22 protein-coding genes, 2 tRNA genes and 2 pseudogenes are annotated in these 24,530 nt (G+C 72.1%); 13 read left to right on the top strand and 13 right to left on the bottom strand.

Annotated elements, in window-relative coordinates:
- Window positions 1-116: 116 nt before the first annotated feature.
- On the top strand, window positions 117-1,163 hold the full coding sequence (locus BM536_RS13265; RefSeq protein ID WP_079275131.1) for a YDG/SRA domain-containing protein: 1,047 nt from the start codon (window positions 117-119) through the stop codon (window positions 1,161-1,163).
- 104 nt (window positions 1,164-1,267) lie between these two features.
- Here BM536_RS13265 and BM536_RS13260 read toward each other — a convergent pair whose 3' ends face one another.
- Together BM536_RS13260 and BM536_RS13255 are read right to left on the bottom strand one after the other, a co-directional pair.
- Window positions 1,268-2,284: a hypothetical protein gene (locus tag BM536_RS13260; protein ID WP_094102961.1), complete on the bottom strand. Its 1,017-nt coding sequence runs from the start codon at window positions 2,282-2,284 to the stop codon at window positions 1,268-1,270.
- A 109-nt stretch (window positions 2,285-2,393) separates the two neighbouring features.
- Window positions 2,394-3,867, bottom strand: a pseudogene (locus BM536_RS13255) (glycoside hydrolase).
- A 331-nt stretch (window positions 3,868-4,198) separates the two neighbouring features.
- Between BM536_RS13255 and BM536_RS13250 the strand changes: the two are divergent.
- The 4 genes and pseudogenes from BM536_RS13250 (at window position 4,199) to BM536_RS13235 (ending at window position 7,290) form a co-directional block, all read left to right on the top strand.
- Complete coding sequence (locus BM536_RS13250) at window positions 4,199-4,993, top strand: class E sortase (protein WP_073496701.1); 795 nt, start codon at window positions 4,199-4,201, stop codon at window positions 4,991-4,993.
- A gap of 174 nt (window positions 4,994-5,167) precedes the next feature.
- Window positions 5,168-5,481: pseudogene (locus BM536_RS42780) on the top strand (DUF6412 domain-containing protein).
- A gap of 99 nt (window positions 5,482-5,580) precedes the next feature.
- Complete coding sequence (locus BM536_RS13240) at window positions 5,581-6,294, top strand: YidC/Oxa1 family membrane protein insertase (RefSeq protein WP_073496698.1); 714 nt, start codon at window positions 5,581-5,583, stop codon at window positions 6,292-6,294.
- A 138-nt stretch (window positions 6,295-6,432) separates the two neighbouring features.
- Complete coding sequence (locus BM536_RS13235) at window positions 6,433-7,290, top strand: fumarylacetoacetate hydrolase family protein (RefSeq protein ID WP_073496719.1); 858 nt, start codon at window positions 6,433-6,435, stop codon at window positions 7,288-7,290.
- A gap of 57 nt (window positions 7,291-7,347) precedes the next feature.
- Here BM536_RS13235 and BM536_RS13230 read toward each other — a convergent pair whose 3' ends face one another.
- Together BM536_RS13230 and BM536_RS13225 are read right to left on the bottom strand one after the other, a co-directional pair.
- On the bottom strand, window positions 7,348-7,860 hold the full coding sequence (locus tag BM536_RS13230; RefSeq protein WP_073496696.1) for a heme-degrading domain-containing protein: 513 nt from the start codon (window positions 7,858-7,860) through the stop codon (window positions 7,348-7,350).
- Entirely contained in the window at window positions 7,857-8,924 is a 1,068-nt protein-coding gene (locus tag BM536_RS13225) for a Gfo/Idh/MocA family protein (protein ID WP_094102960.1), read from the bottom strand. Before BM536_RS13225 ends, BM536_RS13230 begins: the two co-directional genes overlap by 4 nt.
- A 48-nt stretch (window positions 8,925-8,972) precedes the next feature.
- On the opposite strand from BM536_RS13225, the gene BM536_RS13220 reads away from it, so the two are divergent.
- From BM536_RS13220 to BM536_RS13195, 5 genes are all read left to right on the top strand, one after another.
- On the top strand, window positions 8,973-10,193 hold the full coding sequence (locus BM536_RS13220; protein WP_094102959.1) for an ROK family transcriptional regulator: 1,221 nt from the start codon (window positions 8,973-8,975) through the stop codon (window positions 10,191-10,193).
- Between the two features lie 556 nt (window positions 10,194-10,749).
- Entirely contained in the window at window positions 10,750-11,598 is an 849-nt protein-coding gene (locus BM536_RS13215) for a hypothetical protein (protein ID WP_425444628.1), read from the top strand.
- Between the two features lie 214 nt (window positions 11,599-11,812).
- On the top strand, window positions 11,813-12,592 hold the full coding sequence (locus BM536_RS13205) for an HAD-IIA family hydrolase (protein ID WP_073493181.1): 780 nt from the start codon (window positions 11,813-11,815) through the stop codon (window positions 12,590-12,592).
- A gap of 103 nt (window positions 12,593-12,695) precedes the next feature.
- On the top strand, window positions 12,696-13,232 hold the full coding sequence (locus tag BM536_RS13200; protein WP_094102958.1) for a hypothetical protein: 537 nt from the start codon (window positions 12,696-12,698) through the stop codon (window positions 13,230-13,232).
- A 2-nt stretch (window positions 13,233-13,234) separates the two neighbouring features.
- On the top strand, window positions 13,235-13,885 hold the full coding sequence (locus BM536_RS13195) for a class F sortase (protein WP_094102957.1): 651 nt from the start codon (window positions 13,235-13,237) through the stop codon (window positions 13,883-13,885).
- Between the two features lie 68 nt (window positions 13,886-13,953).
- On the opposite strand, the gene BM536_RS13190 is transcribed toward BM536_RS13195, so the two are convergent.
- A tRNA-Lys gene (locus BM536_RS13190) sits at window positions 13,954-14,027 on the bottom strand.
- A 213-nt stretch (window positions 14,028-14,240) separates the two neighbouring features.
- On the opposite strand from BM536_RS13190, the gene BM536_RS13185 reads away from it, so the two are divergent.
- From BM536_RS13185 to BM536_RS13175, 3 genes are all read left to right on the top strand, one after another.
- Window positions 14,241-15,617: a peptidoglycan-binding protein gene (locus tag BM536_RS13185; protein WP_073493179.1), complete on the top strand. Its 1,377-nt coding sequence runs from the start codon at window positions 14,241-14,243 to the stop codon at window positions 15,615-15,617.
- A 98-nt stretch (window positions 15,618-15,715) separates the two neighbouring features.
- On the top strand, window positions 15,716-16,825 hold the full coding sequence (locus BM536_RS13180; protein ID WP_094102956.1) for an SPFH domain-containing protein: 1,110 nt from the start codon (window positions 15,716-15,718) through the stop codon (window positions 16,823-16,825).
- A gap of 193 nt (window positions 16,826-17,018) precedes the next feature.
- Window positions 17,019-17,624: a lytic polysaccharide monooxygenase auxiliary activity family 9 protein gene (locus BM536_RS13175; RefSeq protein ID WP_073493177.1), complete on the top strand. Its 606-nt coding sequence runs from the start codon at window positions 17,019-17,021 to the stop codon at window positions 17,622-17,624.
- Between the two features lie 66 nt (window positions 17,625-17,690).
- On the opposite strand, the gene BM536_RS13170 is transcribed toward BM536_RS13175, so the two are convergent.
- From BM536_RS13170 to BM536_RS13135, 8 genes are all read right to left on the bottom strand, one after another.
- A tRNA-Lys gene (locus BM536_RS13170) sits at window positions 17,691-17,767 on the bottom strand.
- Between the two features lie 92 nt (window positions 17,768-17,859).
- Window positions 17,860-18,618, bottom strand: coding sequence for an IclR family transcriptional regulator (locus tag BM536_RS13165; protein ID WP_073493175.1), 759 nt, complete (start codon window positions 18,616-18,618; stop codon window positions 17,860-17,862).
- A 254-nt stretch (window positions 18,619-18,872) separates the two neighbouring features.
- Window positions 18,873-19,697, bottom strand: coding sequence for an ectoine/hydroxyectoine ABC transporter ATP-binding protein EhuA (ehuA, locus tag BM536_RS13160; RefSeq protein ID WP_425444627.1), 825 nt, complete (start codon window positions 19,695-19,697; stop codon window positions 18,873-18,875).
- Complete coding sequence (gene ehuD / locus BM536_RS13155; RefSeq protein ID WP_073493172.1) at window positions 19,687-20,334, bottom strand: ectoine/hydroxyectoine ABC transporter permease subunit EhuD; 648 nt, start codon at window positions 20,332-20,334, stop codon at window positions 19,687-19,689. Before ehuD ends, ehuA begins: the two co-directional genes overlap by 11 nt.
- The gene (gene ehuC, locus BM536_RS13150; RefSeq protein ID WP_073493187.1) at window positions 20,331-21,071 is read right to left on the bottom strand and encodes an ectoine/hydroxyectoine ABC transporter permease subunit EhuC; all 741 of its coding nucleotides are present in this window, start codon (window positions 21,069-21,071) and stop codon (window positions 20,331-20,333) included. The genes ehuD and ehuC overlap by 4 nt, the downstream gene beginning before the upstream one ends.
- Window positions 21,071-21,997 carry an ectoine/hydroxyectoine ABC transporter substrate-binding protein EhuB gene (gene ehuB, locus BM536_RS13145; RefSeq protein ID WP_073493170.1) on the bottom strand — a complete coding sequence of 309 codons (927 nt, stop codon included), beginning with the start codon at window positions 21,995-21,997 and terminating at the stop codon, window positions 21,071-21,073. The genes ehuC and ehuB overlap by 1 nt, the downstream gene beginning before the upstream one ends.
- A 131-nt stretch (window positions 21,998-22,128) precedes the next feature.
- On the bottom strand, window positions 22,129-23,520 hold the full coding sequence (locus BM536_RS13140) for an amidase (RefSeq protein ID WP_073493168.1): 1,392 nt from the start codon (window positions 23,518-23,520) through the stop codon (window positions 22,129-22,131).
- Window positions 23,521-23,538: 18 nt separating this feature from the next.
- Window positions 23,539-24,489 carry a D-2-hydroxyacid dehydrogenase gene (locus BM536_RS13135; RefSeq protein WP_073493166.1) on the bottom strand — a complete coding sequence of 317 codons (951 nt, stop codon included), beginning with the start codon at window positions 24,487-24,489 and terminating at the stop codon, window positions 23,539-23,541.
- Window positions 24,490-24,530: the final 41 nt, after the last annotated feature.

The following is a 24,530-nucleotide window of genomic DNA, read 5'->3' as shown; positions in this document are numbered from 1 at the left end:
AGGGCTGTGACATCGAGGACCGAAGTGGTCCCGTATGGCGAGTCTTCGCAGCCCCAACCCGGCTGTAACTGAAAGGGGTTTGACAACATTGATCAGGCTTGCTCAAGTATGGGCGAATGGAAATCGAACGGGTTGGCGGGCATGTGCGAGGCGTCCCTGTGGGTGCCGTCTTCGCCAGTCGCAAGGTGGTCCAGCAGGCGAAGCTGCACAGAGACAACCAGCGGGGCATCTCTTGGGCCTCGGGTGAGGATGGTCTGCGAGTGGGGGACGCAATCGTCCTCCACGGGGGCTACGAGGACGACGAGGATGAGTGGGACACGATCCGCTACACGGGAGCCTCGCCCGGTGTCGACAAAGATCCGAAGACGAAAAAGCTTCTCCGTAGCCAGTCTTGGTCATACCGGGACAATGCGGCCCTGTTGCGGAGTTATGAGCGGGGTTATCGCATTCGCGTGATCCGCGGGTACGAGGGGGATGAGCGGTACTCCCCAAGCAAGGGTGATGGCTACCGGTACGACGGTCTGTACAAGATCACAGCCGTGCGTGACGCGATCTCGAAATCTCCGGCCCCGGACGGTTCGGAGATTCGCATCTGCCAGTTCGATTTGGAGCGGTTGCCAGACCATCTCCAGGTGCAGACCGACCTTGAGCAACAGGTTCTCCAAGCATTGGAAGACCTGGGGGAGCAGAGGTCCACACCTCAGGGGCAGGAGCAGGACGGTGACCCTTCGGCGGACGAGGGTAGCGAGGAGAAATTTCCGCTCACGCGGAGCATGCGGGTCCGGCGTCTAGTCCGAGATACGGCTGCGGTGAAGCGCATTAAGAAGCTCTACGAGGGGGAGTGTCAGATGTGCGGCCTCCGGCTGGAAGGGCCGGACGGTAAGCCTTACAGCGAAGGTGCGCACATACGGCCCCTGGGTAAGCCTCATCGCGGACCCGACGTTGAGCCGAACATCCTCTGCCTCTGCCCCAACTGTCATGTACGGCTAGATATCGGCGCAGTCCTCATCGAAACGGACTGGTCGATAGTTGTGCGAGCGGCTCTGTTTGGCACAGCCCTTCGGACGAACCTTAAGGTGGAAAAGGGGCATAAGGTCCACCCGGAATACCTGCGCTACCACCGGGACTACTGGCGCAATCGTGAATTGGGTTCACCGCAGTAACGCATCGGCGGCCTGGGAGTAATGCAGGGCTGGAGCCGGCGATCTGGGGCACTTCCCAGACGACGGCTCCGGTCACCGGCTTCCCTCAATCGAAAGCTGGGGTGTCAGGCATCCACCCCGTGACACCCCCCATAAGCCACCCCGGCCCCACACCAACAAGCACCCCCCCGCTCCGGCGGCCAAGCCGCCGCCCTCCCCCTCGCCGCCAGCGTCGTCGCGTACTGGGGGAGCAGGTCGGGGTCGCCCGGAGAGGTGCCCTCCGAGGCGGCGAAGGCCTCGTAGGACGGGACCGTTCCCGTCACGATGCCCAGGTTGCCCGTGCCGGAGGCGGACAGTTCGCGCAGGGATGCCTCTATCACCGCGAGGTGGGTCTCGTGGGAGGGGTACTCGTCCGCGAGGGTGGGGTAGGCCGACACCAGCTCCGCCAGTTCGCCCGCCGGCCAGTGCAGGACGGCGACCGGGAAGGGGCGGGAGAGGGCCTCGCGGAAGGTGCCCAGCTCGGCGCGGAGGCGGGAGATCTCGGCCTCCAGTTCCGCCGGGTTCTCCGAGCCGAGGGACCACACCCGCTTCGGGTCGTGGAGTTCGTCGAGGGAGACCGGGGACGTGTTCACGGCGTCGGCGAGGGCGTCCCAGTCGTCGTGTGGCGCGCCCAGCATGCGGCGGACGCGGTGGCGGCCGAAGAGGACGGGGTGTGTGGCGTACGGCGGTTCCGGTACGTCCGTCAGCAGCAGCCGGGCCGCCTCCGTGAACGTCGCCTCCGCCGCTTCCAGCTCGTCGTGGGACTCCAGGGACTCCGCGACGATCACCCAGGGGGCCGGGTCGCGCGGGGCGGCCGCGCGGATGCCGTCGATGATCGCGCGGGCCTCGGCCTCGTGGCCGTACTCCCACAGGTTCGAGGCCTTCAGGGCGCGGACCAGGTGCGGGGCGTCCAGGACGGCCGGGGACGACAGCAGGCGGTCGTAGAGGGTCGTCGCGGCGGGGCGGTCGCCGGACAGTTCCAGGTGGGCCGCGGCCTGGAGCAGCAGGGCCTCGGCGTCCTCGGGATACAGGCCGGCGGTCCGCTCCAGGCGTGCCGCTTCGGCGGTGTGGTCGACGTTCTCGGCAGGCGTGTCGGGGCGCATGGGTGACACCGTACTGCCGACCGGTGACGAAGAGGAGATAGCCGCAGGCCAGGGGAGGGGGAGAGGCGAGGAGCCCGGCCTGCGGCCCGGGGGCGCGAAGCGGGCGCCCCTAGATCGTCACCCCGTCGATCTGCAGCGTCTGCACCGCGCCCGCCGCGAACGGCACGCTCACCGTCTTGCCGGAGAGGTACGTGTCCGAGCGGGCCGTGTAGAGGTCGCCGCCCGACGTCACCGTGTTCCAGCGCGGGACCAGGCCGCCGGAGCCGCCGGTCACGGTGGAGAAGCGGGAGAGGTCGAAGGTCAGGGTCTGGGCCGTCGTCGCCGTGTTCGCGGCGACCACGACCAGGCGGCGCGCCGCCTGGTCGTAGGGCGGCGACGGCATAGCTGACGCCGGTGTCGAGGATCGTCATGCCGGGGCGGATGTGGCGGCTGAACTGGGCCATCACGTAGTACTTCGTGGTGACCGCGCCGGGCTGGAGGGTGGCCGCGTCGTACGCGATCATCGCCCAGTTCGTCGACGGGTCCATGACCTGCCAGTACACCCAGGCCGTCGGGTGCAGCCAGCGGAAGTCGTAGAGCAGGTTCTTCGCCATGGAGAGGCCGGTGCCGTCGTTGTCGCCGGTCTCGGAGTTCCACAAGGGCTTGCCGGACGTTGTCACCACGTCCGTGTACAGCAGGTCCCGGCGGCCGCCCGAACCCTGGTAGCCGTGCACGTTGACCCGGTCCACCAGGGCCTTCGTGGACGCGCCGAAGGAGTTCCACGTCGTGCGCGACAGGTCGTAACTCGTCTCGTCCGAGGCGGAGATACGGGTGCCGGTCAGGCCGCGCTTGTCCAACTCGCTGCGCATGTACGGCAGTACGGCCGCCTGGACCGTGGAGTCCATGTGGCAGCCCTCCTGGGTGCCGGTCGCCGTCCACCAGGACGAGGACGGCTCGTTGAAGGGGTCGACCGTGGCGAAGTTCACGCCCCAGTTGTTCTTGGCGCGGAGGGCGACGGCGGCCAGGTGGGAGGCGTGCTGGCGGTAGTTCCACGTCTGGAGGTTGTTGCCGCCGCCCGCCGCGCCCGAGGGGTTGTGGTTCTGGCACATCCACCACATGGGGGAGTTGGCGAACAGCTCGGTCGTGGCGCCCCGCGCCGTCGCCTTCGTCAGCATCGCCCGCTGCTTGGCGTCCGCCGACCAGTTCCACGCGGAGGAGGCCGGGTCCTCGTTGTTCCAGTCCTGCCAGAAGCCCTCGATCTGCTTGAACGCGGGGATGTTGGGGGAGACCGCCATCGACTGGCCGCCCACGCTGTTCCAGCTGCACGCGCCCAGGTTGTAGCGGGCGATGTTCATGCCGAGACCGGGAAGCGTCCGGCCGCCGTACGCGACCGACTTGGTCGTGAAGAAGATGTCGGCGAAGTCGTCGCGGGCGCCGAAGACGTTCGCCCACCAGGCGAGGGAGGTGCCCCAGCCTTCCCAACTGCCGTATTTGGTCGCCGGATTGACGCCGATCGTCGCGTCGGCGTGGGCCGTGCCCGCGGCCAGGCCCGTGCCGAGGAGGGCGCCGCCCGTGGCCGCCAGCAGGGTTCTGCGTCGGATCATGACTTCTCCGCTTCACTCGACTGAGGACGCCGTCGGCCGTCCCGACCGGCGGTGTCCGTGACCGAGTGCGGGCCGGCCGTCCCGGCCGGGGTCCGCCACTCGTAGCTCGTGCGGGAACGTGAATTCTTGAGCGCGTCACGAAGCATCGAGGGCGGCGCGTGGTCTTGTCGAGAGTTCTGACACCCCTTTCTCCAACCTGTGGAGGAAGGTTCGAGGGGACGAACAGAAGGAGCCCTGGGCAGTCGGTCGGCGCGGTCGGCTCGGGCACGGGTCTGGAGACCTCGCGGCCGCGCGCTTATGGTGCGGGCGGCCCCGGCGAAGGAGGTGCCCCGTGCGGCGACCCGTCGTGCACCACGGCGTACGGCGGCGGCGCGAGAGGCGTCGCCTGCGGCAGCGGCGCACACTGTGGACCGGAGCCGAACTGCTCGTCACGGCGGGGCTGTTGGGGCTGCTCCTCGTCGTCCATCAGCTGTGGTGGACCAACCGCGAGGCCCGCGAGGGCGCCGAGCGCGAAGTGGAGGCCCTGGAGCGGCAGTGGGGCGCCGATGCCGGCGGCGACTGGGGGGCCATGCCGGACACCGACCCTCCCGGGCAGGTCACCAGGTGGCCGGAGACGCCGTCGACCCCCGTCACCTCCGGCCCGCGACCCCCCGTGGCCCGGCCCGCGCCCTCCCAGGCGTACGCCGTCCTCGAAATCCCCCGCCTCGGCGTCCGCGCCCCCGTCGCCGAGGGCACCAGCAAGCGGAAGGTTCTCGACAACGGTTACGTCGGTCACTACGCCCACACCCAACAGCCCGGCCAGGAAGGCAACTTCGCCCTCGCCGGGCACCGCAACACCCACGGCGAGCCGTTCCGCCACCTCGACCGGCTCCAGCGCCGGGACACGATCGTCGTCGAGACGGCGGACGCGACCTACACGTACGCCGTCGACGTCGTCCTCGCCCAGACCTCACCCGGCGACACCGGCGTGATCCGGCCGGTCCCCCGCTCCCTCACCGTCCCCGGCCGCGGCTACGACGACCCCGGCCACTACCTCACCCTCACCACCTGCACCCCCGCGTACACCTCCCGCTACCGCCTGGTGGTGTGGGGGAAGCTGGTGGAGGTGCGTGGCCGGGCGGCGTAGAGAGGGCCCCTCGCCCACGCCCCCCGGCCCGTTCGGGTATAACCGAACAAGGACAGCGACAACCGCACGCGGCCGCGACGCCAGAACCGGCACGCGACGCCAGAACCGGCATGCGACACCATGAACCGGCACGCAACACCGTGAACAGGGGAGGAGGAGGCGGTGATCCGCACCATGCTCCGCACCCCCCTGCTCCGCCGATGGCCCGGCGTCGCCCTGCTCCTCGCCGTCCTCGGGCTCGCCCTGCTCGACGCGGGCAGCCTCTCCGCGACCGTCGCCCTCGCCGCGACCGCCGCCGCCGGTGCCGCCCTCGCCGTCTGCTCGCTCGCCGCCGCGCGCAGCGCCCCCGCCGTCCCCCGCACCCGGTGCGTACGGCCATCCGCGACCGTGACCGCCGTACGGCCTTCCTGCCGCAGCGCGATCCCGACGCCTCAGGACGGCCGCGGCCCAGGGCACCGGGACACGCCCTCCCGACGGCCGTCGCGTAGGGCACGCCAGCAACAGACCCCAACTCCGTGCTCCGCGCGGGCCGTCATGCCGCCGTACCCATGTCCCGGCACGACGAGACCCCCGGAGGCTCCGCACCCATGTCCGTCTTCTCACTCTTCGTCCACCTCGTCGAGCGGTTCGCCGACCTGCTCGAACCCCTCTTCCACGCCTCCGCGGCCGCCGCCGCGATCATCGGGTTCACCGCGCTCGTACGGCTGCTCGTCCACCCCCTGTCGCGGGCCGCCGCACGCGGCCAGAAGGCGCGGGCCGCGCTCCAGCCGCGGATCGCCGAACTGCGCGGCAAGCACGCCCGCGACCCGGAGAAGCTCCAGCGGGCCGTGCTGGAACTGCACGCCGAGGAGAAGGTCTCCCCGCTGTCCGGCTGCCTGCCCAGCCTGCTCCAGGCGCCCGCCTTCCTCCTCCTCTACTACGTCTTCTCGCACTCCACGATCGGCGGCGAGACCAACGGCCTGCTCACCCACCAGCTCCTCGACGCGCCCCTCGGCGACCGCTGGACCGACGCCCTCGCCGCGGGCGGGATGTTCGGCGGGGCCGGGCTCGTCTACCTCGCGCTGTTCGCCGTCGTCGCGGCCGTCGCCACCTTCGGCTACCGCCTCTCCCGGCGCACGATGGCCGCGAACGCGGCGACGGTGGGGGAGGGGACGCCCGGCCTGGGCGCGGTCACCAAGGTGATGCCGTTCCTGTCCTTCTTCACCCTCGTCACCGTCGCCGTCGTACCGCTGGCCGCCGCCCTGTACGTCGTCACCAGCACGGCCTGGAGCGTGGTCGAGCGCGCGGCGCTCTACAGGTGACGCGGCCGTGCGAGGCCTGGTGACGGTCCAGTACGTGAACCGGGTCTTGCGGAGTGGACGCCCAGATCGGAGGATCGACCGGTCCTCCGACGGCTGCACCCGTCGGCGGGCGCGCCGCGATCGAGGGAGATTGTGATCATGAAGCTGCTGCGAGTCGGTACGGCGGGTGCGGAGCGTCCCGCGCTGCTCGACGCCCAGGGGACCCTGCGGGACCTCTCGGGCCTCGTCGACGACATCGACGGCGCGCTGCTCGCCGACGACGAGGCGCTCGGCCGGATCCGTACCGCCGGTGCGTCCGGCGAGCTGCCCGTGCTGGACGCGACCGGGCTGCGCGTCGGACCGCCGGTCGGCCGGATCGGCAAGGTCGTGTGCATCGGGCTGAACTACCACGACCACGCCCGCGAGACGGGGTCCGCGGCGCCCGCCGAGCCCGTCGTCTTCTTCAAGGCGGCGGACACGGTCGTCGGGCCGTACGACACCGTGCTCGTGCCGCGCGGGTCCACGAAGACCGACTGGGAGGTGGAGCTGGCGGTCGTCGTCGGCCGTACCGCCCGCTACCTGGAGTCGGCGGAGGAGGGGCTCGCGCATGTCGCCGGGTACGCCGTCGCGCACGACGTCTCCGAGCGGGAGTTCCAGATGGACCGGGGCGGCACGTGGGACAAGGGCAAGAACTGCGAGACGTTCAACCCGCTCGGCCCCTGGCTCGTGACGGCCGACGAGGTGCCCGACCCGCAGGCGCTGGGGCTGCGGCTCTGGGTCAACGGCGAGCCGAAGCAGGACGGGACGACCGCCGACCAGATCTTCCCCGTGGGCGAGGTCGTCCGCTACGTCAGCCAGTTCATGGTCCTCCACCCCGGTGACGTCATCAACACGGGGACACCGGCGGGCGTCGCCTTCGGGCAGCCCGAGCCGAAGCCGTACCTGCGGGCGGGGGACGTCGTCGAGCTGGAGATCGATGGGCTGGGACGGCAGCGGCAGGAGCTGAAGCCCGCGTGATCGCGCCGCTGGGGAGGCGCCCCGGTGGGGCACCTCCCCAGCGCCCTCGGCGGAGTCTCAGCGCAGGCCCTGGTACTTCTCCAGGAACTGTTCCAGGGCCTCCACCACGAACCTGTGGTCCTCCAGCTGGGGCAGGCCCGAGACCGTCACGGCGCCGATCACACCGACGCCCTCGACGTTGATCGGGAAGGAGCCGCCGTGGGCCGCGTACTCGTCCGGGTCCAGGCGCGAGGACTCCTCGAACGTCGTGCCCTTGGCGCGTTGGCGGGAGCCCACCAGGTAGGACGAGGCGCCGTAGCGCTCCACGACCCGACGCTTGCGGGCGATCCAGGCGTCGTTGTCGGGGGCCGAGCCCGGCAGGGCCGCGTGGAAGAGCTGCTGGCCGGCCCGGTGGATGTCGATCGCCACCGGAGCCTGCCGCTCCCGGGCCAGCTCCACCAGCAGCGAGCCGAGCGCCCAGGCGTCGTCGAACGTGAACTGGCGGAACACCAGGCGCCGTTCCTGGGCCTGCAGCTCCTCCAGGGGCGGGGTGATCTCCGGGGTGATCCTGGGGGTGAACTCGTGCGTCACAGCGACACCGCCATTCCGTCTCGTGCCGAACGGCGGGCCGCCTCCAGGACATCGAGCGCGGCGGCCGCCTCCGCGGCGGTCACCGGGTTGGGGCCGCCGTCGGTCAGTGCCTTCGCCACCGCAGCGTAATAGGCCGGGTAGTCGCCGGGCAGGGTCCGTACGGGCCGTCCGCCGCCGGTCAGCGGCGACTCGCCGGAGCCGACGTGCCCCCACAGCTCCTCGGGCTCCGTGCCCCAGCCGGGGCCGGGCCGCTCGCCGTCCCGCAGCGCCGCCTCCTGCGGGTCCAGGCCGTACTTCACGTAGCCGGCCTGCGAGCCCAGCACCCGGAAGCGCGGGCCGAGCTGGGCGGTCGTCGCGGAGGCGTAGAGGTGGGAGCGGACGCCGTTCGCGTGGGTGAGCGCCAGGAACGTGTCGTCGTCGGTCTCCGCGCCGGCGCGGCGGACGACCGTCTCGGCGTAGACCTGCGTGACCGGGCCGAAGAGCACCAGCGCCTGGTCGACGACATGGCTGCCGAGGTCGTACAGCAGACCTCCGATCTCCGCCGGATCGCCGGACTCCCGCCAGCCGCCCTTCGGCTGCGGCCGCCACCGCTCGAACCGGGACTCGAAGCGCCATACGTCGCCCAGCGCGCCCTCGGCCAGGAGGTCGCGCAGAGTCAGGAAGTCGTTGTCCCAGCGGCGGTTCTGGAAGACGGAGAGGAACAGTCCGCGCTGCTCGGCCAGGCCGGCCAGCTCCCGTGCCTCGGCGGCCGTACCGGCCACCGGCTTGTCGACGACGACCGCGAGGCCCGCTTCGAGGGCGGTCCTGGCGAGCGGCACGTGCGTCTTGTTCGGGGAGGCGATGACGATCAGGTCCAGGTCCCCGGAGCGGGCGAACAGCTCCTCGGGGGTGCCGGCGACGCGTACGTCCGGGAACCCGGCGCGGGCCTGCTCCTGCCGCTCGGGGTTCGAGGTGACGACCGTGTCGAGGACGAGGCCCTCGGTGGCGGCGATCAGCGGGGCGTGGAAGACGGAGCCCGCGAGGCCGTAGCCGATCAGGCCCACGCGGAGGGGAGTACCAGTCATGCGACCTACTTTCGCAACGCTGTTGCCAAAGTGCAAGCGCGGGGGAGAATGGGGCCCGTGAACAGGACGAACGGCGGCAGGGACGGCGGCGCGGACGGCGGCGCGGTGAGCGGTACGGGCGGCGGCGTGAGGGGCGGTACGGGTGGCGGCGTGAAGGGCGCGGCGGGCGGCGCCGTCGGCGCGAATCTCCTCGCCGTGCGCAGTCACAACGCCGCGCTCGTGCTCGACCTCCTGCGCACGGCCGGACCGGACGGCATCAGCCGGCTCGAACTCGCCGAGCGCACCGGCCTCACCCCGCAGGCCGTCAGCAAGATCACCGCCCGGCTGCGCGAGGAGGGCCTCGCGGCGGAGGCGGGCCGCCGCGCCTCCACGGGCGGCAAACCGCGCACGGTGCTGCGGCTGGTGCCCGGAGCCGCCCACGCCGTCGGCGTCCACCTCGACCGCGACGCGCTGCGGATCGTCCTGACCGACCTCGACGGGAGCGTGGTGGAGGAGCGGCGGGGGCCCCTCGACCTGGGGGCCGGGGCGGAGGCGGTACTGGGGGCGGTGGACGGCGGGGTCGGCGAGGTGGTGGGACGGGCGCGGGCCGGGCGTCCCGTCGCCTCGCGGCTGTTGGGGGTCGGGGTCGCCCTGCCCGGCCCGCTCGACCACACCCACGGCGTGCTGCACCGCGTCACCGGCTTCCCCGAGTGGGACGGCTTCCCCCTGCGGGACGCCCTCGCGCGGCGGCTCGGCTTGCCGGTCGTCGTCGACAAGGACACCAACGCCGCCGCCCTCGGCCTCGCCGTCGGCGGCGAACGCGGCTCCTTCGCCTACCTGCACCTCGGTACGGGACTCGGCGCCGGCCTGGTCATCGGCGGGAGGGTGCACCGCGGGGCCCGCACCGGCGCGGGGGAGTTCGGCCATCAGGTCGTCCAACTGGACGGACCGCCCTGCCCCTGCGGCAACCGCGGCTGCGTCGAGGCGCTGTGCCTCGCGGCCATCGACCGGGGTGACGTGGCCGAGGCGGCACGGGTCCTGGGCACGGCCGCCGCGAACCTCGCCGGCCTGCTCGACATCGACCAGATCCTCCTCGGCGGGCGCACGATCACGGCCACGCCGGACCCCTTCGTCCGAGGAGTCGCCGCGGTCCTCGCCGCCCGAGCCGCCCGGGAGGGCTCCCCGGAACCCGCCGTACCGGTACGACTCGCCCCCGGGGGGACCGCGAGCGTGGCGGAGGGCGCGGCCCACCTGCTGCTGGGACCGGTGTTCGGGCGGACGGACGTATGAGGGAAGCCCGGGCCAGGGCGAGCCGACACCGGGGCGGGCCCGCGCAAGGGTAAGCCCGCGCCAAGGCAAGGCCCGGGCCAGGGCGGGCACGCACCGGGGCGGGCCCGCGCAAGGGTAAGCCCGCGCCAAGGCAAGGCCCGCACCAGGCCAGGCCCGCACCGGGGCGAGCCGGCGCCACGGGCACTCACCAGGGCAGGCCCGCGCCAAGGCCGGCCCGCGCCAAGGTAAGGCCCGCACCAGGGCGGGCCCGCGTCACGGGCACTCACCAGGGCGAGCCGCACCGGGGCGAGCCCGCACCAGGGCAAGGCCCGCGCCAGGGCAAGCCCGCACCAGGCCAGGCCCGCGCCAGGGCCAGGCCCGCGCCAGGGCAAGCCCGCACCAGGGCCAGGCCCGCACCGACGGCAGGCCCGCGCCACTGGCATTCACCAGAGCGAGCCCGCACCAGTGGCGAGCCCGCACCAGAGCCCGCTCCCCCTCCGCCGAACGAATGGATTCGCACGGCCGTGCGGTGCGGCAGCCTCCGCTCGGTCGTCCCCTCCGGCAGGCTCACGTGTTCATGCGACTGTGCACACCCGTATCCCTCTGCCTCGCCGCGGCCGCCGTTCTGCTGCCCGTGCCCGCCTTCGCGGAAGCCGGGCCGAGTTGTGCCGGGGCGGACGCCGGGGACTTCCCTCTCACCACCCGTCTGTACGGCGGGCCCGACTCCTACCGTGCCGGGGGCGGCTACGGCACCTGGTTCCTCGACCTCACCAACTCCACCCGCGGCACCTGCGCGGGCGTGCACCCGGTCGTCGTCCTCGTCGACTCCGCGCACGCCCTGAAGCCGTCCCAGTCCCAGCTGGAGTTCTACGCCGACGGCCGCCCGCACGCCGTCCGCCTGGAGACGACCGACGAGGAGGAACTCGTCGGAGCACTCGCGGACACCCCCGGGGAGTCGGCGGAACCCGCCGAGCCCGCGGAACGTGCGACCCCCTTCCCCGGCTTCACGGTCCCCGCGGGCCGGACCGTCACCGTCAAGCTGCGCCTCTCGATCACCTCGGACGCCGTGCCCAACCAGGTCACCGCCAACGCGGCGGTCGTCCAGCGGCAGGGCGACGACGGCGAATGGATCGGACAGTCGAACGACTACCGCTTCTCCATCGAGACAGCGGACGGCGACGGCGACGGCGACGAGGGCGAGGGCGAGGGCGACGAAGTCGAAGTCGAAGCCGGAGGCGAAGTCGAAGGCGAAGGCGCGGGCGCGGGCGAATCCGAGCCCACCCCCCGTTCGACTCCGCCTCCCTCCCCTCCCCGTCCCCATCGCCCGACAGCTCCCCCTCCCTCGCCGACGAGGCCCAGGAGCTGGCCCTCACCGGTCTCTCCTCACCGGTCGGCGTCCTCGCGGTCACGGCCGCTCTCCTGGTGACGGGCGCCGCCCTCGTGCTGTCCCGCAGGCGCCGCTGAGACGTACGGAGCGTGGCTGCGACCGCCCCGCGAGGAAGCGCCCGGCCCACCGCCGTATCGGCTGCTGACCGACGGGTTCCGGATCACGCGGTGCTGATTAGGCTGGGGACGTCGGTACGCCGTGGTTCCGGCGCCCCCGCCCCTGCCCGTACGACGCACGCCAGGAGACGCACCACATGGCAGACCGCAAGCCCATCGAGTCGTGGCTCACCGACATGGACGGGGTGCTCATCCACGAGGGCGTCCCGATCCCCGGCGCAGACTCCTTCCTGAAGAAGCTGCGCGAGTCGGGCCGGCCGTTCCTCGTGCTGACGAACAACTCGATCTACACCCCGCGTGACCTGCACGCCCGGCTGCGCCGCATGGGCCTGGACGTACCGATCGAGAACATCTGGACCTCGGCCCTGGCCACCGCCCAGTTCCTGGACGACCAGCGGCCCGACGGTTCGGCGTACGTCATCGGCGAGGCCGGTCTGACCACGGCACTGCACGACATCGGCTACGTCCTCACCGACCACGAGCCGGACTACGTCGTCCTGGGCGAGACCCGCACCTACTCCTTCGAGGCCATGACGAAGGCGGTCCGGCTGATCAACAACGGCGCCCGGTTCATCGCCACGAACCCCGACGAGACCGGGCCCTCCACCGAGGGTGCGCTGCCCGCCACCGGCGCCGTCGCGGCACTGATCACCAAGGCGACCGGCAAGCAGCCCTACTTCGCGGGCAAGCCCAACCCGCTGATGATGCGCACCGGGCTGAACACGATCGGCGCCCACTCCGAGACGAGCGCGATGATCGGCGACCGCATGGACACCGACGTGCTGGCCGGCATCGAAGCCGGGATGCAGACGTTCCTGGTGCTCACCGGCCTGACCCGGCCCTCGGACGTGGATGCCTTCCCCTACCGCCCGTCGAAGGTGGTCGACTCGATCGCGGATCTCGTCGACCGGATCTGAAACCTGCCGACGGGCGAACGTGCCCCGGACGGAGCAGCGGTGCCCCGCTGGAGATGCGGGGCACCGGTGTCCGGGGGAGCCTCCAGGTACTGGAGGTTTCACGATGGGTTCACTGAAAGTCGCACTGTGTGCGGGTGTCGCGGCCGTCGCCGCGACGCTCACCCCGGCGGCGTACGCCGCGGAACCGGCGGGCGGAGTCTCGGTGACCCCGTCGACCCCGGCCCCCGGGGACGAGGTCGCGCTCCAGGTCACCGGCTGCGCGGGCAGGACGGCCACCGCGGCGTCGAGGGCGTTCGTCTCCGACGCGCACCTGGTCGGCTCGGGCGGCTCCCTGTCCGGTGAGACCCGGGTCCGCACCTCGGTCGACCCCGGCTCCTACGACGTGACGATCACCTGCGCCGACTTCCGGGTCGACGGTGTGATCAAGGTCGTCGCGGCCTCGGCCCGGCCGGCCACGCTCGCCTCCCCGGTCGCGCCGGTGCGGGCGGGCGGCGGAGGCGCGGCGCCGCCGGTCACCGCCGACGGGTCCGGCGTGGGGGGCCCCGGCGTCGCCCACGCGGTCACCGGTCTGCTCCTGGCGGGCACCGCCGCCGTCGCCGTGGCGCTGCGAAGGACTCGGCGGCGCAGTGGGACGGACTGACCATGTCCGAACGCGAACGTTCCTCCGGATGCCTGCTCACCGGCCTGACCTGGGCGCTGCTGCTCCTCGGCCTGTGGCTGTGGGGGAGCGAGGTGACCGGCGTACGGCCCGGCACCGCCACGGGTGACGTGGCGGCGGTCGGCCGGCCCGCCGACGCAGGGCTGCCGCCCGCCGCCCGACCGCTGGGGGCCGCGCTGCCGCAGCGCGTGGACATCCCGCAGCTGGGCGTGCAGGCCCCGGTCGTGGCCCGCGGTCTGGACGCGCAGGGCGCGATCTCGGCGCCGCCCTACGACCAGGCGGGCGTCGTCGGCTGGTACGGGGCCGGGGTGCGGCCCGGCGCCGCCGGTACCGCGCTGATGGTCGGCCATGTCGACACCGAGACCCGCCCCGCCGTCTTCTACGCACTGAGCACGCTCGAGGTGGGCGGGACGATCCACGTGGTCCGCGACGACGGCCGGGTCGCCCGGTTCACCGTCGAAGAGGTCGAGCTGGTCCAGCGCGACCGCTTCGACGCCCGCCAGGCCTACGGCCCCCGCGAGCCGGGCCGCGCCGAGCTGCGGCTGATCACCTGCGGCGGCACCTTCGACCGGGCGAGCCGCAGCTACACGGCCAACGTGATCGTGTCGGCGTATCTGACCGGTGCCACCCGGTGACGGTGCCCCGGGGAAACCGTCCGGAACAGCAGAAAGCCCCTCGCTCGCGCGAGGGGCTTTCTCGTCTGTGCGCCGCCAGGGACTCGAACCCCGGACCCGCTGATTAAGAGTCAGCTGCTCTAACCAACTGAGCTAGCGGCGCCTGCTTGACGACGTTAACTCTACATGACCACCGGAGGTGGTTCTGCCCCCCCGGATCGGCCCCGGACGGCCGTCCGGACCTGCCCCGCACCCCCCGGGAGTGGGGCACGTACATCATTCGGACCGTCAGCAGGCGCGTCCGCAAGAGAGTTGGGAAAGACTGGCGAACGTGCACAGTCGCGGACATTTCCATCTGCAGTGTGAGGGGAATCGCATGGTGGCTCCGGCATTCGAGGAATTCGAACCCGGGAGCGACTGCGAATGCCCCGGATGCGTCGACCGGAGGCGAGCCGCGCAGGCTTCCCCGGTCGCCGCGATCGTCGGCCACCCGGCCGCCCAGCGCACCGTCGTCATCGCCGCCGCGGCTTCCGCGGTCCTCGGAGCCGGTCACGCGGCCCCCGCCCTCGCCTCCCCCCAGCAGGCCCCCGACCGGCCGGGCGTCCCCGCGGGCGACGGGCCCGAGACCCCGCAGGGCGCCAAGGCACCCCTGCACGGGCCCGGCGGCAAGCCCGCCGACTCCGCCACTCCGCCGGCGACCACCCGAACGGAGATCATCGACCGCGCCAAGAAATGGGTCGCGGCCAAGGTGCCGTACAGCATGACCTCGTTCTGGTCGGACGGCTACCGGCAGGACTGCTCCGGCTATGTCTCCATGGCCTGGAAGCTGCCCGGGAACGAGTGGACGGGCAGCCTCCACCAGTACGCGACCCGGATCACCAAGGAGCAGCTCCAGCCGGGCGACATGCTGCTCTTCCACAATCCGGCCGACCCGACGAACGGCTCCCACGTCGTCCTGTTCGGCGGCTGGACGGACCACACGCACGGCTATTACGTCGCCTACGAGCAGACCCGACCGAACACCCGCCGGCTCGCCACCCCCTACGCCTACTGGACCAATGCGGCCAAGTACGTGCCCTACCGCTACAAGGGGCTGGTCGCCGAGCCGGCGGACCCGGGCGTTCCGGCGGTTCCCTCGGTACCGGGCAAGGACGGTGGCGGGGACAGCGCCAACCCGGGCCCCAGTGCCCAGGCGCCTCCCTATCCGGGGCGGGCGGCCTTCGGGCCGGGCGCGGACAACAAGCACGTCACCCTGCTCGGCCGGCTCCTCGTCGAGCGCGGCGCGAAGGGGTTCTACACCTCGGGACCCGGCCCGCGCTGGTCGGACGCCGACCGGCGGGCCACCCAGGCGTTCCAGCGGGCCCAGGGCTGGCGCGGGGCGTACGCCGACGGGCTGCCCGGCCCGCTGACCTGGTCTCTCCTGATCACCGGCAAGGGCCGGAACATCGCGGCGGGAGCGTCCGGTGGCTCCGGTGGCTCGGGATCGGAGGGTGCCCCCGCCCAGGCGCCGGGCGTCCCCGTATATCCCGGCCGGGGCATGTTCCGGCCCGGCGCCGACAACGCGCACGTCACCCGGCTGGGGAGGCAGCTGGTGCGGAAGGGGTTCGGCAAGTACTACACGAAGGGGCCCGGACCGCGCTGGGGCGAGGCGGACCGGCGGGGCGTGGAGGCTTTCCAGCGGACCCAGGGCTGGCGCGGCGGGGCGGCCGACGGCTACCCGGGGCCGGAGACCTGGCGGCGGCTGTTCTCGTAGGCCACCCGCCCGCGACGCCCCTGCCGTCCGGATCCCGATGACCAGGGTCGTCCCCATCCACTGTCATGGCGTATCTGGCGCGGAGGCTGGAGGCACGCATGAGCACGACCACTTCTCAGACGCCCGAGTCGGAGGGGCCAGCACGGCCCGCCCGGCTCATCCAGAACGAGGCGACCACCGAGATCCCCGTCCATCTGCTGTTCCGTGACGAACCCGAGCCGAGGCCGGTGCCGCTCGGGCCCACCGTCGTGGGCAGCCGGGCGGGCACCGGGGAGCAGCCGAGGTTCCGTCGGCCGACTCCGGCGAAGGCCCTGCCGGTCGCGCAGGTCGACCCCGCGCTCGTCGAGCGGCCCGCCCGGGTGCTGCCCGGCGCGGTCGGGGTGGCCGCCGGGGTGTGCGGGTCGGCGGGCTGCGCGGCCACCTCCTGGTGGGCGGGCGTCCTGCCGCCGCTGGTGGTGGAGGCGCTCGCGCTGCCCGCGTCCGCCGGTGCCGGGCTCGGTCCGGTGCAGTGGGCGGCGTACGCGGGGGCGGGCGCCCTCGGCCTGTTCGGCTTCGGCGGGCTGGCGCGCGGCGGGACCGGACGGGCCTGGGTGCTCGGCCTGTTCGGTCGCTACCGGGGGACGGTCCGGCGCACCGGCCTGCTCTGGGTGAACCCGCTGCTGCTGCGCCGCCGGGTCGACGTACGGCTGCGGCACTGGCGCAGCGAGGCGATGCCCGCGGCCGACGGCAACGGGGTCGCGCTGCGGGTGGTGGCGCTCGTGGTGTGGCGGGTGCGGGACACCGCGCGGGCCACGCTGGGCGTCGAGGACCACGAGACGTATCTGCGTGAGTGCGTCGAGGCGGCGCTCGCCAGGGTCCCGGTGGAGACGCCGGGTGCCGGGCGGGGTGCGGTCGAGGCGGCCGGGGAGGCGCTGACCCGGCGGGTGGCGCGGGACGCCGGCGCGATCGGCCTGGAGGTGTTCTCGGTGCAGCCGCTGCGTGTCGAGTACGCCCCGGAGGTGGCCGCGGCGATGCACCGGCGGCGGATCGCCGCGCTGGACGCCCAGCAGCGGGCGTCGGTGCTGACCTCGGTGGTGGACTCGGTGGAGGACACGGTGACCCGGCTGACCATGCGCGGGCTGGTGGAGCTGGACGACTACGAGCGCAAGGCGCTGGTGAAGGACCTGACGGTGGCGTTCTGCTCGGGACGGGGGGAGCAGCCGCCCTGACGACCCGTCGAACACGTCCCAGAACCTGTTCCGGATCCTGTCGCAGAACCTGTCCCCGAACCGATCCCCCATCCTGCTCTCCATCCTGTTCCCCGATTGGTATGGACATGTTCAACGATCAGCAATAATCTCGAACTTGGTCTAGACCTGCACGGCTCACAGAACTTCCCCCACGTTCTCCAGGAGCGGCAGCATGCGCAAAAAGACCAAGTGGTACGCCGCCGCCCTCGGCCTCACCACGGCGGGAGCCTTCGTGCTCACCGCCGGAGGCGCGAGCGGCCACGGCTACACCGACCTCCCCATCAGCAGGCAGAAGCTCTGCCAGAACGGCACCGTCGCCAACTGCGGCAACATCCAGTGGGAGCCGCAGAGCGTCGAGGGCCCCAAGGGCTTCCCGGCCGCCGGACCGGCCGACGGGCGGATCTGCTCGGCGGGCAACGCCCCGTTCGCCCAGCTCGACAGCCCGAAGACCCCCTCGGGCGCGGCCTGGCCGGCCACCCGGGTGTCCGGCGGCCAGTCGTACTCGTTCCGCTGGCAGTTCACCGCCATGCACGCCACGTCCGACTTCAAGTACTACGTCACCAAGCCGGGCTGGAACCAGAACCACAACCTGGCCCGCTCCGACCTCAACCTCACGCCGTTCCTGACGGTGCCCTACGGCGGTCAGCGCCCGCCGCAGACCCTCTCCCACAGCGGCACCCTGCCGTCCGGGCTGAGCGGGCGCCACGTGATCGTCGCGGTCTGGACGGTCGCCGACACGGCCAACGCGTTCTACGCCTGCTCCGACGTCACCTTCTGAGTGCGCGAGGACATGACGAAGGCGACCCCTGTTCGCGTCTTCCGCGAACAGGGGCCGCCTTCGTGCTGGTGCGCCGCCAGGGACTCGAACCCCGGACCCGCTGATTAAGAGTCAGCTGCTCTAACCAACTGAGCTAGCGGCGCATGACTCTCGCCCTCCGCCTTCGGCGGCTGACGACGAAGAAAATACTACCTGGTCCGCAGGGGTGCTCCGGACCAGGTGGTGGGGCCGCTTCCTATATGGCCAGCGAGAGCAGGACCCGGGTCGCGTTCCTGTTCAGGGTGTCGGCGGCCTGGCGCAGCCGGTGGGCGTGTTCGACGGGCAGGGACAGGGCCAGGCAGCCCGCCGTGGAGCCGGCCGTGATCGGGACGGCCGCGCAGACCGTGCCGACGGCGTACTCCTGGAGGTCGAGCACCGGGGCTGTCGGCGGCTGGGACTCCAGGCGGGAGAGCAGCAGCTTGTCGCTGGTGATGGTGCGCGAGGTGAGGCGGGCCATCTTGTGCCGGGAGAGGTGGTCGCGCCGGCCGTTGTGGTCGAGCTGGCCGAGGAGGCTCTTGCCGACCGCGGTGGCGTGGGCGCAGGAGCGGAAGTCGACCCACTCGTTGACGGCGGGCGTGGTGGGGCCGTCGGCGTACTGGGTGACGGTGATCTCGCCGTCGACGTAGCGGCTGATGTAGACGGCGGCGCCGACGGTGTCGCGGAGCCGGTCCAGGGTCTGCTGGAGCTGGTCCCGGAGGGCCTCCTCGTGATGGTGCGCGGACGCCAGACGGGTCAGGGCGTCGCCGGTGACGTACGCCCCGTCGGCGATCTGCTCGACGTAACCCTCGCGGCGCAGCATCCGCAGGAGCGTGGTCAGTCGCTCCGAGCCGAGGCCGGTCTCGCGGGTGATGTCGGCGTCGGTGACGCCTGTGGTGTGCCGGGCCACCGTCTCCAGGACGCGCAGGGCGTCCTGGGCCGGGTGGTGCGGAGTTTTCGGCTCGTTCTTCAGCGCCACGGTTTCCCCCCGGTCGCTTGTTCCTGGCCGTGATCCGGACGGTGAATCCCGTCCACGATAACCGGCCAGTAGCCACCGGGGAGAGGGTGTTGACCAGATTGCGGGCCCCTCATCAGGGCAATTGTTCCACCGTCATATGCCTGATGGCATGCGGCCCCGGTACGGCCCGGACGCGGAGGCGCGGGACGGACGCGGGACGGGGACGGGGAGGCGGACGGGACCCGGGGCGCCCACTCGGCGTGGCGCCCCGGGGCTCACAGCACCGCGCTCAGGAACTCGCGTGTCCGTGCCTGCTCCGGCTCGCTGAAGATCTTCTCCGGGGGGCCCGACTCGATGACGCGGCCCGAGTCGAACATCAGCACCTGGTCCGAGATGTCCCGGGCGAAGTTCATCTCGTGCGTCACACAGAGCATCGTGATGTCCGTGGTGCGGGCGATGTCCCGCAGCACGTCCAGGACGCCGGCCACCAGCTCCGGGTCCAGCGCGGAGGTCACCTCGTCCAGGAGCAGGACCTGCGGGCGCATCGCCAGCGCGCGGGCGATCGCCACCCGCTGCTGCTGGCCGCCGGACAGTTGGGTCGGGTACTTGTCGAGGTGCTCGGTCAGGCCCACCAGTTCGAGGAGGTCGCGGGCCCGCTGTTCGGCCTCGTCCCTGGACAGGCCGAGGACGGTGACCGGGGCCTCGGTGATGTTGCGCAGCACCTTCATGTTCGGGAAGAGGTTGAACTGCTGGAACACCATCCCGATGTTCTTGCGGACCTCGCGGACGTGCTTCTCGCCGGCCCGGACCAGCTTGCCGTCGCGCTCCTCGTGGGTCAGATATTCGCCGCCCACCCTGATCGTCCCCTCGTCGGGCTCGGCCAGAGTCATCAGCAGTCGCAGGATCGTCGTCTTGCCGGAACCCGAGGGGCCGATCAGCGTGACGTGCTTGCCGGAGTCGACGGAGAAGTCGAGCCGGTCGAGGACGGTGTTGTCGCCGAACCGCTTGGTGACCTTGTCGAAGCGGATCAGTTCGCTGCCGTCCACCGGCGGATTGACCGGGGTGGGGCTGTGCTCTGCGGGATGGGTGTCAGCGGACAAGACGTCGCTCCAGGGCTCGGATCAGGAGGGAGGCGGGGTAGGCGATGACGATGAAGGCCACCCCCACGACGGTGAGCGCCTCCGTGGTGAAGGTTTCGTTGCTGAAGGACTGGGCCTCGCCGAGCATGTCGAAGGCGCCGATGGTCGCGATCATCGGGGAGTCCTTGAGCATGGCGACGACGTAGTTGCCCAGCGGCGGGACGACCCGGCGGATCGCCTGGGGCAGGATCACCGCCCGCCAGGTGCGGCCCCTGGGCAGGCTCAGTGCCGTCGCCGCCTCCCACTGGCCGGCCGGGACGCCGTCGATGCCCGCTCGGTAGACCTCGGCGGTGTAGGTGGAGTAGTGCAGCCCGAGGCCGACGATGCCGGTGGCGAGCGGCGACATCGACGGACCGAAGTTCGGCACCACGTAGAAGAGGAAGAAGAGCTGCACCAGCAGCGGTGTGTTGCGGATGAACTCCGTGACGGCGACGACCGGCCAGCGCACCCAGACCCGCGTGGAGCGCTGTGCCAGCGCCCACACCAGGCCCAGCGCGAAGGCGATCAGCGTGCCGGCGGCCAGGGCCTGGAGGGTGACGAGCACGCCGTCCCAGAACCGTGGCATGAAGTCGTCCACGACGTTCCAGTCCCAGCTCATCCGACACCTCCCGCGGACTGCGAACCGGCCTGGAGGCTCCCGCCGCGGGGACCGGGCCTCCTGGTGTTCCCGGGGGTCTTCGCCGGCCGCTGTCCGATCCCCGCCTTCGCCCTGCGCTCCAGCAGCCGCATACCGCGGGTGATGAGGAAGGCGAGTACGAAGTAGAGGACCAGCAGCAGGGTGTAGACCGGGGTGGTCTCGTTGGTGCCCAGCCGGAGCAGATTGCCGGCGAACGTCATGTCGGCCACCGTGATGACCGAGACCAGGGCGGTGCCCTTCAGCAGTTCGATCAGCAGGTTGTTGAACGGTGGCACCATGTCGGGCCAGGCCTGGGGCAGCTCGATCAGGCGCAGCCGCTGCCAACGGGTGAAGTTGAGGGCGATGCCCGCTTCCTTCTGCGCCGGGGTGACGGCGGCCAGGGAACCGCGGACGATCTCGGAGCCGTAGGCGCCGTAGGTCAGGCCGAGTGCGCTGACGCCGGCCCACATGGGCACCGTCTGCCAGCCGAAGAGGGGCAGCGCGAAGAACATCCAGAACATCAGCACCAGCGCCGACATGCCCCGGAAGACCTCGAAGTAGAGGCCGGCGAGGAAGCGGACGATCCAGTACCGCGAGCCGCGGGCGAGACCGATCCCGAACGAGATGGCGGCGCCGAGGGCCGCGGCGTACACCGTCACCTGGACGGTGACCCAGACACCCGGCAGGAACCAGGTGGTGAGGAACTCCGAAGTCATCATCAGCCGCACAGCTCCTTCGCCGTGAGGTCCGTCATGTCGTCCATGCCGAAACCGAAGGGGCCGACGATCTCCAGCAGTTCCCGGTAGTCGTTCTGCTTGAGCTTCAGCACTTCCTCGTTGAGGGCGTCACGGAGGTTCTTCTCGGACAGCCGGAAGGCGAATCCGCCCGCGCCGTAGGCCGGCTTGCCGTCCACCACCGGCTGGAACGGCTCGGTCGCCGACACGCGTCCGGAGGCCTCCACCGCGGACTTGACCGTGATGCGGGTGCCCGCGAAGGCGTCCACCCGGCCCTGGGCCACCGCGTCGATGCCGGCCACCTGGTCCGGCAGGACCAGGACGTCGTCGATGCCCGCGGCCCTGGCGTAGTCGATCTGGGCGTAGGCCTTGCCGGAGGCGAGCCTGAGCCCCTTCCGCCTGACGTCCTCGTAGGTCCTGATGCCGTGCGGATTGCCCTTCCTGACGACGAAGGAGTCCAGCATCAGGTAGTCCGGGTCGGCGAACAGCACCTGTTCGCACCGGAGCGGATTGATGTACATCCCGGCGGACACCACATCGAACTGCCGGGCCTTCAGCCCGGGTATCAGGGCACCGAAATCCACCGGCACCGGCCTGACCTCGTCGATGCCGAGCCTCTTGAAGACCACCTCAGCGATGGCGGGGGCCTGTCCGGTGGCCCGTCCGTCGTCTCCGACATATCCGAAGGGGGGCTCACTGGCGATGCCGATCTTCACGGACCCCTGATCCCGCAAGGTCTCCAGGAGACTGCCTCCCAGTACCTTCCCGTCATCCGGGACGCGGCTGCAGCCGGCTGCCCCGAGGGCTCCCGCCATGCCCAGCGACACCGCTCCGGCGAGCAGTGAGCGGCGGCTGAGTCCCGCATGGGGTCTGTCGTGGGTTCCGGATCGATGTGCTTGTGGTCGAGCCATGGGCGCGCGGCTACCCGACTTCAAGCCAGTCATGCGGATCGCTTCCGGCCCCGCCGTCGACGCCCCCCTGATCGCGGATGGGCCCGCGGCCTGCAACGACCTGTGGCGGACCGGAGGGGCGGGGGAGACGCTCAGCCTCCGCCGGACGTGACCCCCGCCTCGTACAGCGCGTGCGCCGCCCGCAGCACCAGGTCGTCGCGGTGCCGCGCGGCCACGATCTGGAGGCCCACCGGCAGCCCGTCGCCGTCCGTGCCCACCGGTACCGTCGCGGCCGGCTGCTGGGTGAGGTTGAACGGGTAGGTGAACGGCGTCCAGCCCGTCCAGCGCCGGTGCCCCGACCCCTTCGGCACCTCCGCGCCCGCCTCGAACGCCGTGATCGGCAGGGTCGGGGTGAGCAGCAGGTCGTAGGACTCGTGGAAGCGGCCCATACGTCGGCCCAGATCCATCCGGACGTCCACGGCCGCCAGGTAGTCCAGGGCGCTGAACCGGGCCCCCCGCGCGCTGATCTCGCGCAGCCCCGGATCCAGCGACTCCCGCTGGTACGGCCCGAGACGCCGGGTCACCCGGGCCGCGCCCGCGAACCACAGGGTGTGGAAGGCGTCCACCGGGTCACTGAAGTCCGGGTCGGCCTCCTCGACGTACGCGCCGAGTCCCGCCAGCAGCTCCACGGCCCGCCGGACCGCCGCCGCGACCGCCGGACGTACGGCGACCTGACCGCCCAGCGACGGCGAGTACGCCACCCGCAGCCCGCGCACACCCCCGCCCAGCGCCTCCGTGAACGACCCGTCGGCCGGGCCCAGCCCCGACCAGTCGCGGGAGTCGGGGACCCCGATCACGTCCAGCAGCAGCGCCGCGTCCGCCGCGTCCCGCGTCATCGGACCGACGTGCGCGAGCGTCCCGAAGGCACTGGCCGGATACAGCGGCACCCGGCCGTACGTCGGTTTCAGCGCGAAGATCCCGCAGAACGCGGCCGGGATGCGCACACTGCCCCCGCCGTCCGTGCCCAGGGACAGCGGGCCCGCGCCGAGCGCCACGGCGACCGCGCTGCCCCCGCTGGAGCCGCCCGCGGTACGGGACGCGTCGTGCGGGTTGCGGGTGACCCCGGTGAGCGGCGAGTCGGTGACGGCCTTCCAGCCGTACTCGGGTGTCGTCGTCTTCCCGAGGAACACCGCGCCCGCCTCCCGCAGCCGGGCCACCGCGGGCGCGTCCTCCTCCCACCGCCCGCCCGGATCGACCGACCGGGAGCCGCGCAGGGTGGGATGGCCCTTCAGCAGCAGGATGTCCTTCACAGTGACCGGTACGCCGTCCAGGGCGCCCCGCGGCTCCCCGCGCCGCCACCGCTCCTGCGCGTCACGCGCCTGCGCGAGAGCCTCCTCGGCCAGGATCCGCACGAACGCGTTCACCTCCGGCTGGATCCGCTCGGCCCGCTCCAGCGCCGCCCGGGTCGCCTCCACGGGGCCGAACTCGCCCTTGCGGTAGCCGTCGAGGAGCCGGCCCGCGGTCACGGTGGTCAGGTCCGTCATGCGGTCCTCCAGAGGACGTCAGTGTCCGGGCACGTAGCCGCGCTGCTTGTCGACCACGTTCCGCAGCGGCAGGCCCGCCGCCCACCGCTCGAACAACTCCACGAACTGCGCGCCGAGTTCGTCCCGCCAGCCGACCGTGTCCCCGCTCATGTGCGGGGACAGCAGCAGCCCCGGCACCCGCCACAACGGGCTGTCGGCGGCGAGGGGTTCGGTGGTGAGGACGTCCAGGGCGGCCCCCGCGATCCACCGCCTCTCCAGCGCCTGCACGAGCGCGTCCTCGACGACGAGGTGCCCCCGGCCGACGTTCACGAAGCACGCCGAGGGCTGCATCACGCCGAACCGGCGCAGGTCGAACATGCCGTGCGTCTGCTCGGTGAGCGGGGCCGCGGCGATCACCCAGTCGGCGCGGGCGAGCAGCCGGTCCAGGTCGCCGGGGCCGTGGATGCCGGTGCGCGGGACCCGGCCGACCACCGCCGTGGTGACGCCGAGCGCCTTCAGCGTGTGCGCGATCTCCCGGCCGATCGGCCCCGAACCGACGACGACCGCACGCGTCCCGGCCACCCGCCGGCTCTCCCGGTGCCGCCACTCCCGCTCCCGCTGGAGCTGCCAGGTGCGCGGCAGGTCCTTCGCCATCGCCAGCACCAGGGCGGCGACGTACTCGGCGATCGGCGCGTCGAAGATCCCGCGGGCGTTCGTCACCACGGTGTCCGACGCGACCAGCTCCGGACACATCAGATGGTCCACGCCCGCGCTCGCCGTGTGCACCCAGCCGGGCCGCGGACCCCCGCCGGGCCAGGCGGACCGCACCGCGTGCGAGGTGAAGTCCCACACCAGCAGGACGTCCGCCGAGGGCAGCCGGCCGGCCAGTCCCGCCTCGTCGGTGTGCACCACCCGGGCCCGCCCGGTGAGCCGGCCGAGGCGGGGCGGCGGCTCGGCGTCGAGGACGAGGAGCGTGGGAAGCGCGGTCATCCGGTGCCCCCTCCCCCCGGCCGGTCGTGACCAAGGGTCTG

It is taken from the genome of Streptomyces phaeoluteigriseus (assembly GCF_001896135.2).
Taxonomy (GTDB): domain Bacteria; phylum Actinomycetota; class Actinomycetes; order Streptomycetales; family Streptomycetaceae; genus Streptomyces; species Streptomyces phaeoluteigriseus.
This window is presented reverse-complemented; position numbering and strand designations above follow the sequence as displayed.

What these genes read in the sequence shown, in the direction of transcription:
- BM536_RS13220 (WP_094102959.1), top strand. Translation starts at nt 8,973, where the DNA reads ATGGGGCCCGTGAACAGGACGAACGGCGGCAGGGACGGCGGCGCGGAC.
- BM536_RS13240 (WP_073496698.1), top strand. Translation starts at nt 5,581, where the DNA reads ATGTCCGTCTTCTCACTCTTCGTCCACCTCGTCGAGCGGTTCGCCGAC.
- ehuD (WP_073493172.1), bottom strand. Translation starts at nt 20,334, where the DNA reads ATGAGCTGGGACTGGAACGTCGTGGACGACTTCATGCCACGGTTCTGG.
- ehuB (WP_073493170.1), bottom strand. Translation starts at nt 21,997, where the DNA reads ATGGCTCGACCACAAGCACATCGATCCGGAACCCACGACAGACCCCAT.
- BM536_RS13140 (WP_073493168.1), bottom strand. Translation starts at nt 23,520, where the DNA reads ATGACGGACCTGACCACCGTGACCGCGGGCCGGCTCCTCGACGGCTAC.
- BM536_RS13265 (WP_079275131.1), top strand. Translation starts at nt 117, where the DNA reads ATGGAAATCGAACGGGTTGGCGGGCATGTGCGAGGCGTCCCTGTGGGT.
- BM536_RS13200 (WP_094102958.1), top strand. Translation starts at nt 12,696, where the DNA reads ATGGGTTCACTGAAAGTCGCACTGTGTGCGGGTGTCGCGGCCGTCGCC.
- BM536_RS13195 (WP_094102957.1), top strand. Translation starts at nt 13,235, where the DNA reads ATGTCCGAACGCGAACGTTCCTCCGGATGCCTGCTCACCGGCCTGACC.
- BM536_RS13225 (WP_094102960.1), bottom strand. Translation starts at nt 8,924, where the DNA reads ATGACTGGTACTCCCCTCCGCGTGGGCCTGATCGGCTACGGCCTCGCG.
- ehuC (WP_073493187.1), bottom strand. Translation starts at nt 21,071, where the DNA reads ATGATGACTTCGGAGTTCCTCACCACCTGGTTCCTGCCGGGTGTCTGG.
- BM536_RS13260 (WP_094102961.1), bottom strand. Translation starts at nt 2,284, where the DNA reads ATGCGCCCCGACACGCCTGCCGAGAACGTCGACCACACCGCCGAAGCG.
- BM536_RS13205 (WP_073493181.1), top strand. Translation starts at nt 11,813, where the DNA reads ATGGCAGACCGCAAGCCCATCGAGTCGTGGCTCACCGACATGGACGGG.
- BM536_RS13180 (WP_094102956.1), top strand. Translation starts at nt 15,716, where the DNA reads ATGAGCACGACCACTTCTCAGACGCCCGAGTCGGAGGGGCCAGCACGG.
- BM536_RS13135 (WP_073493166.1), bottom strand. Translation starts at nt 24,489, where the DNA reads ATGACCGCGCTTCCCACGCTCCTCGTCCTCGACGCCGAGCCGCCGCCC.
- BM536_RS13185 (WP_073493179.1), top strand. Translation starts at nt 14,241, where the DNA reads ATGGTGGCTCCGGCATTCGAGGAATTCGAACCCGGGAGCGACTGCGAA.
- BM536_RS13235 (WP_073496719.1), top strand. Translation starts at nt 6,433, where the DNA reads ATGAAGCTGCTGCGAGTCGGTACGGCGGGTGCGGAGCGTCCCGCGCTG.
- BM536_RS13215 (WP_425444628.1), top strand. Translation starts at nt 10,750, where the DNA reads ATGCGACTGTGCACACCCGTATCCCTCTGCCTCGCCGCGGCCGCCGTT.
- BM536_RS13175 (WP_073493177.1), top strand. Translation starts at nt 17,019, where the DNA reads ATGCGCAAAAAGACCAAGTGGTACGCCGCCGCCCTCGGCCTCACCACG.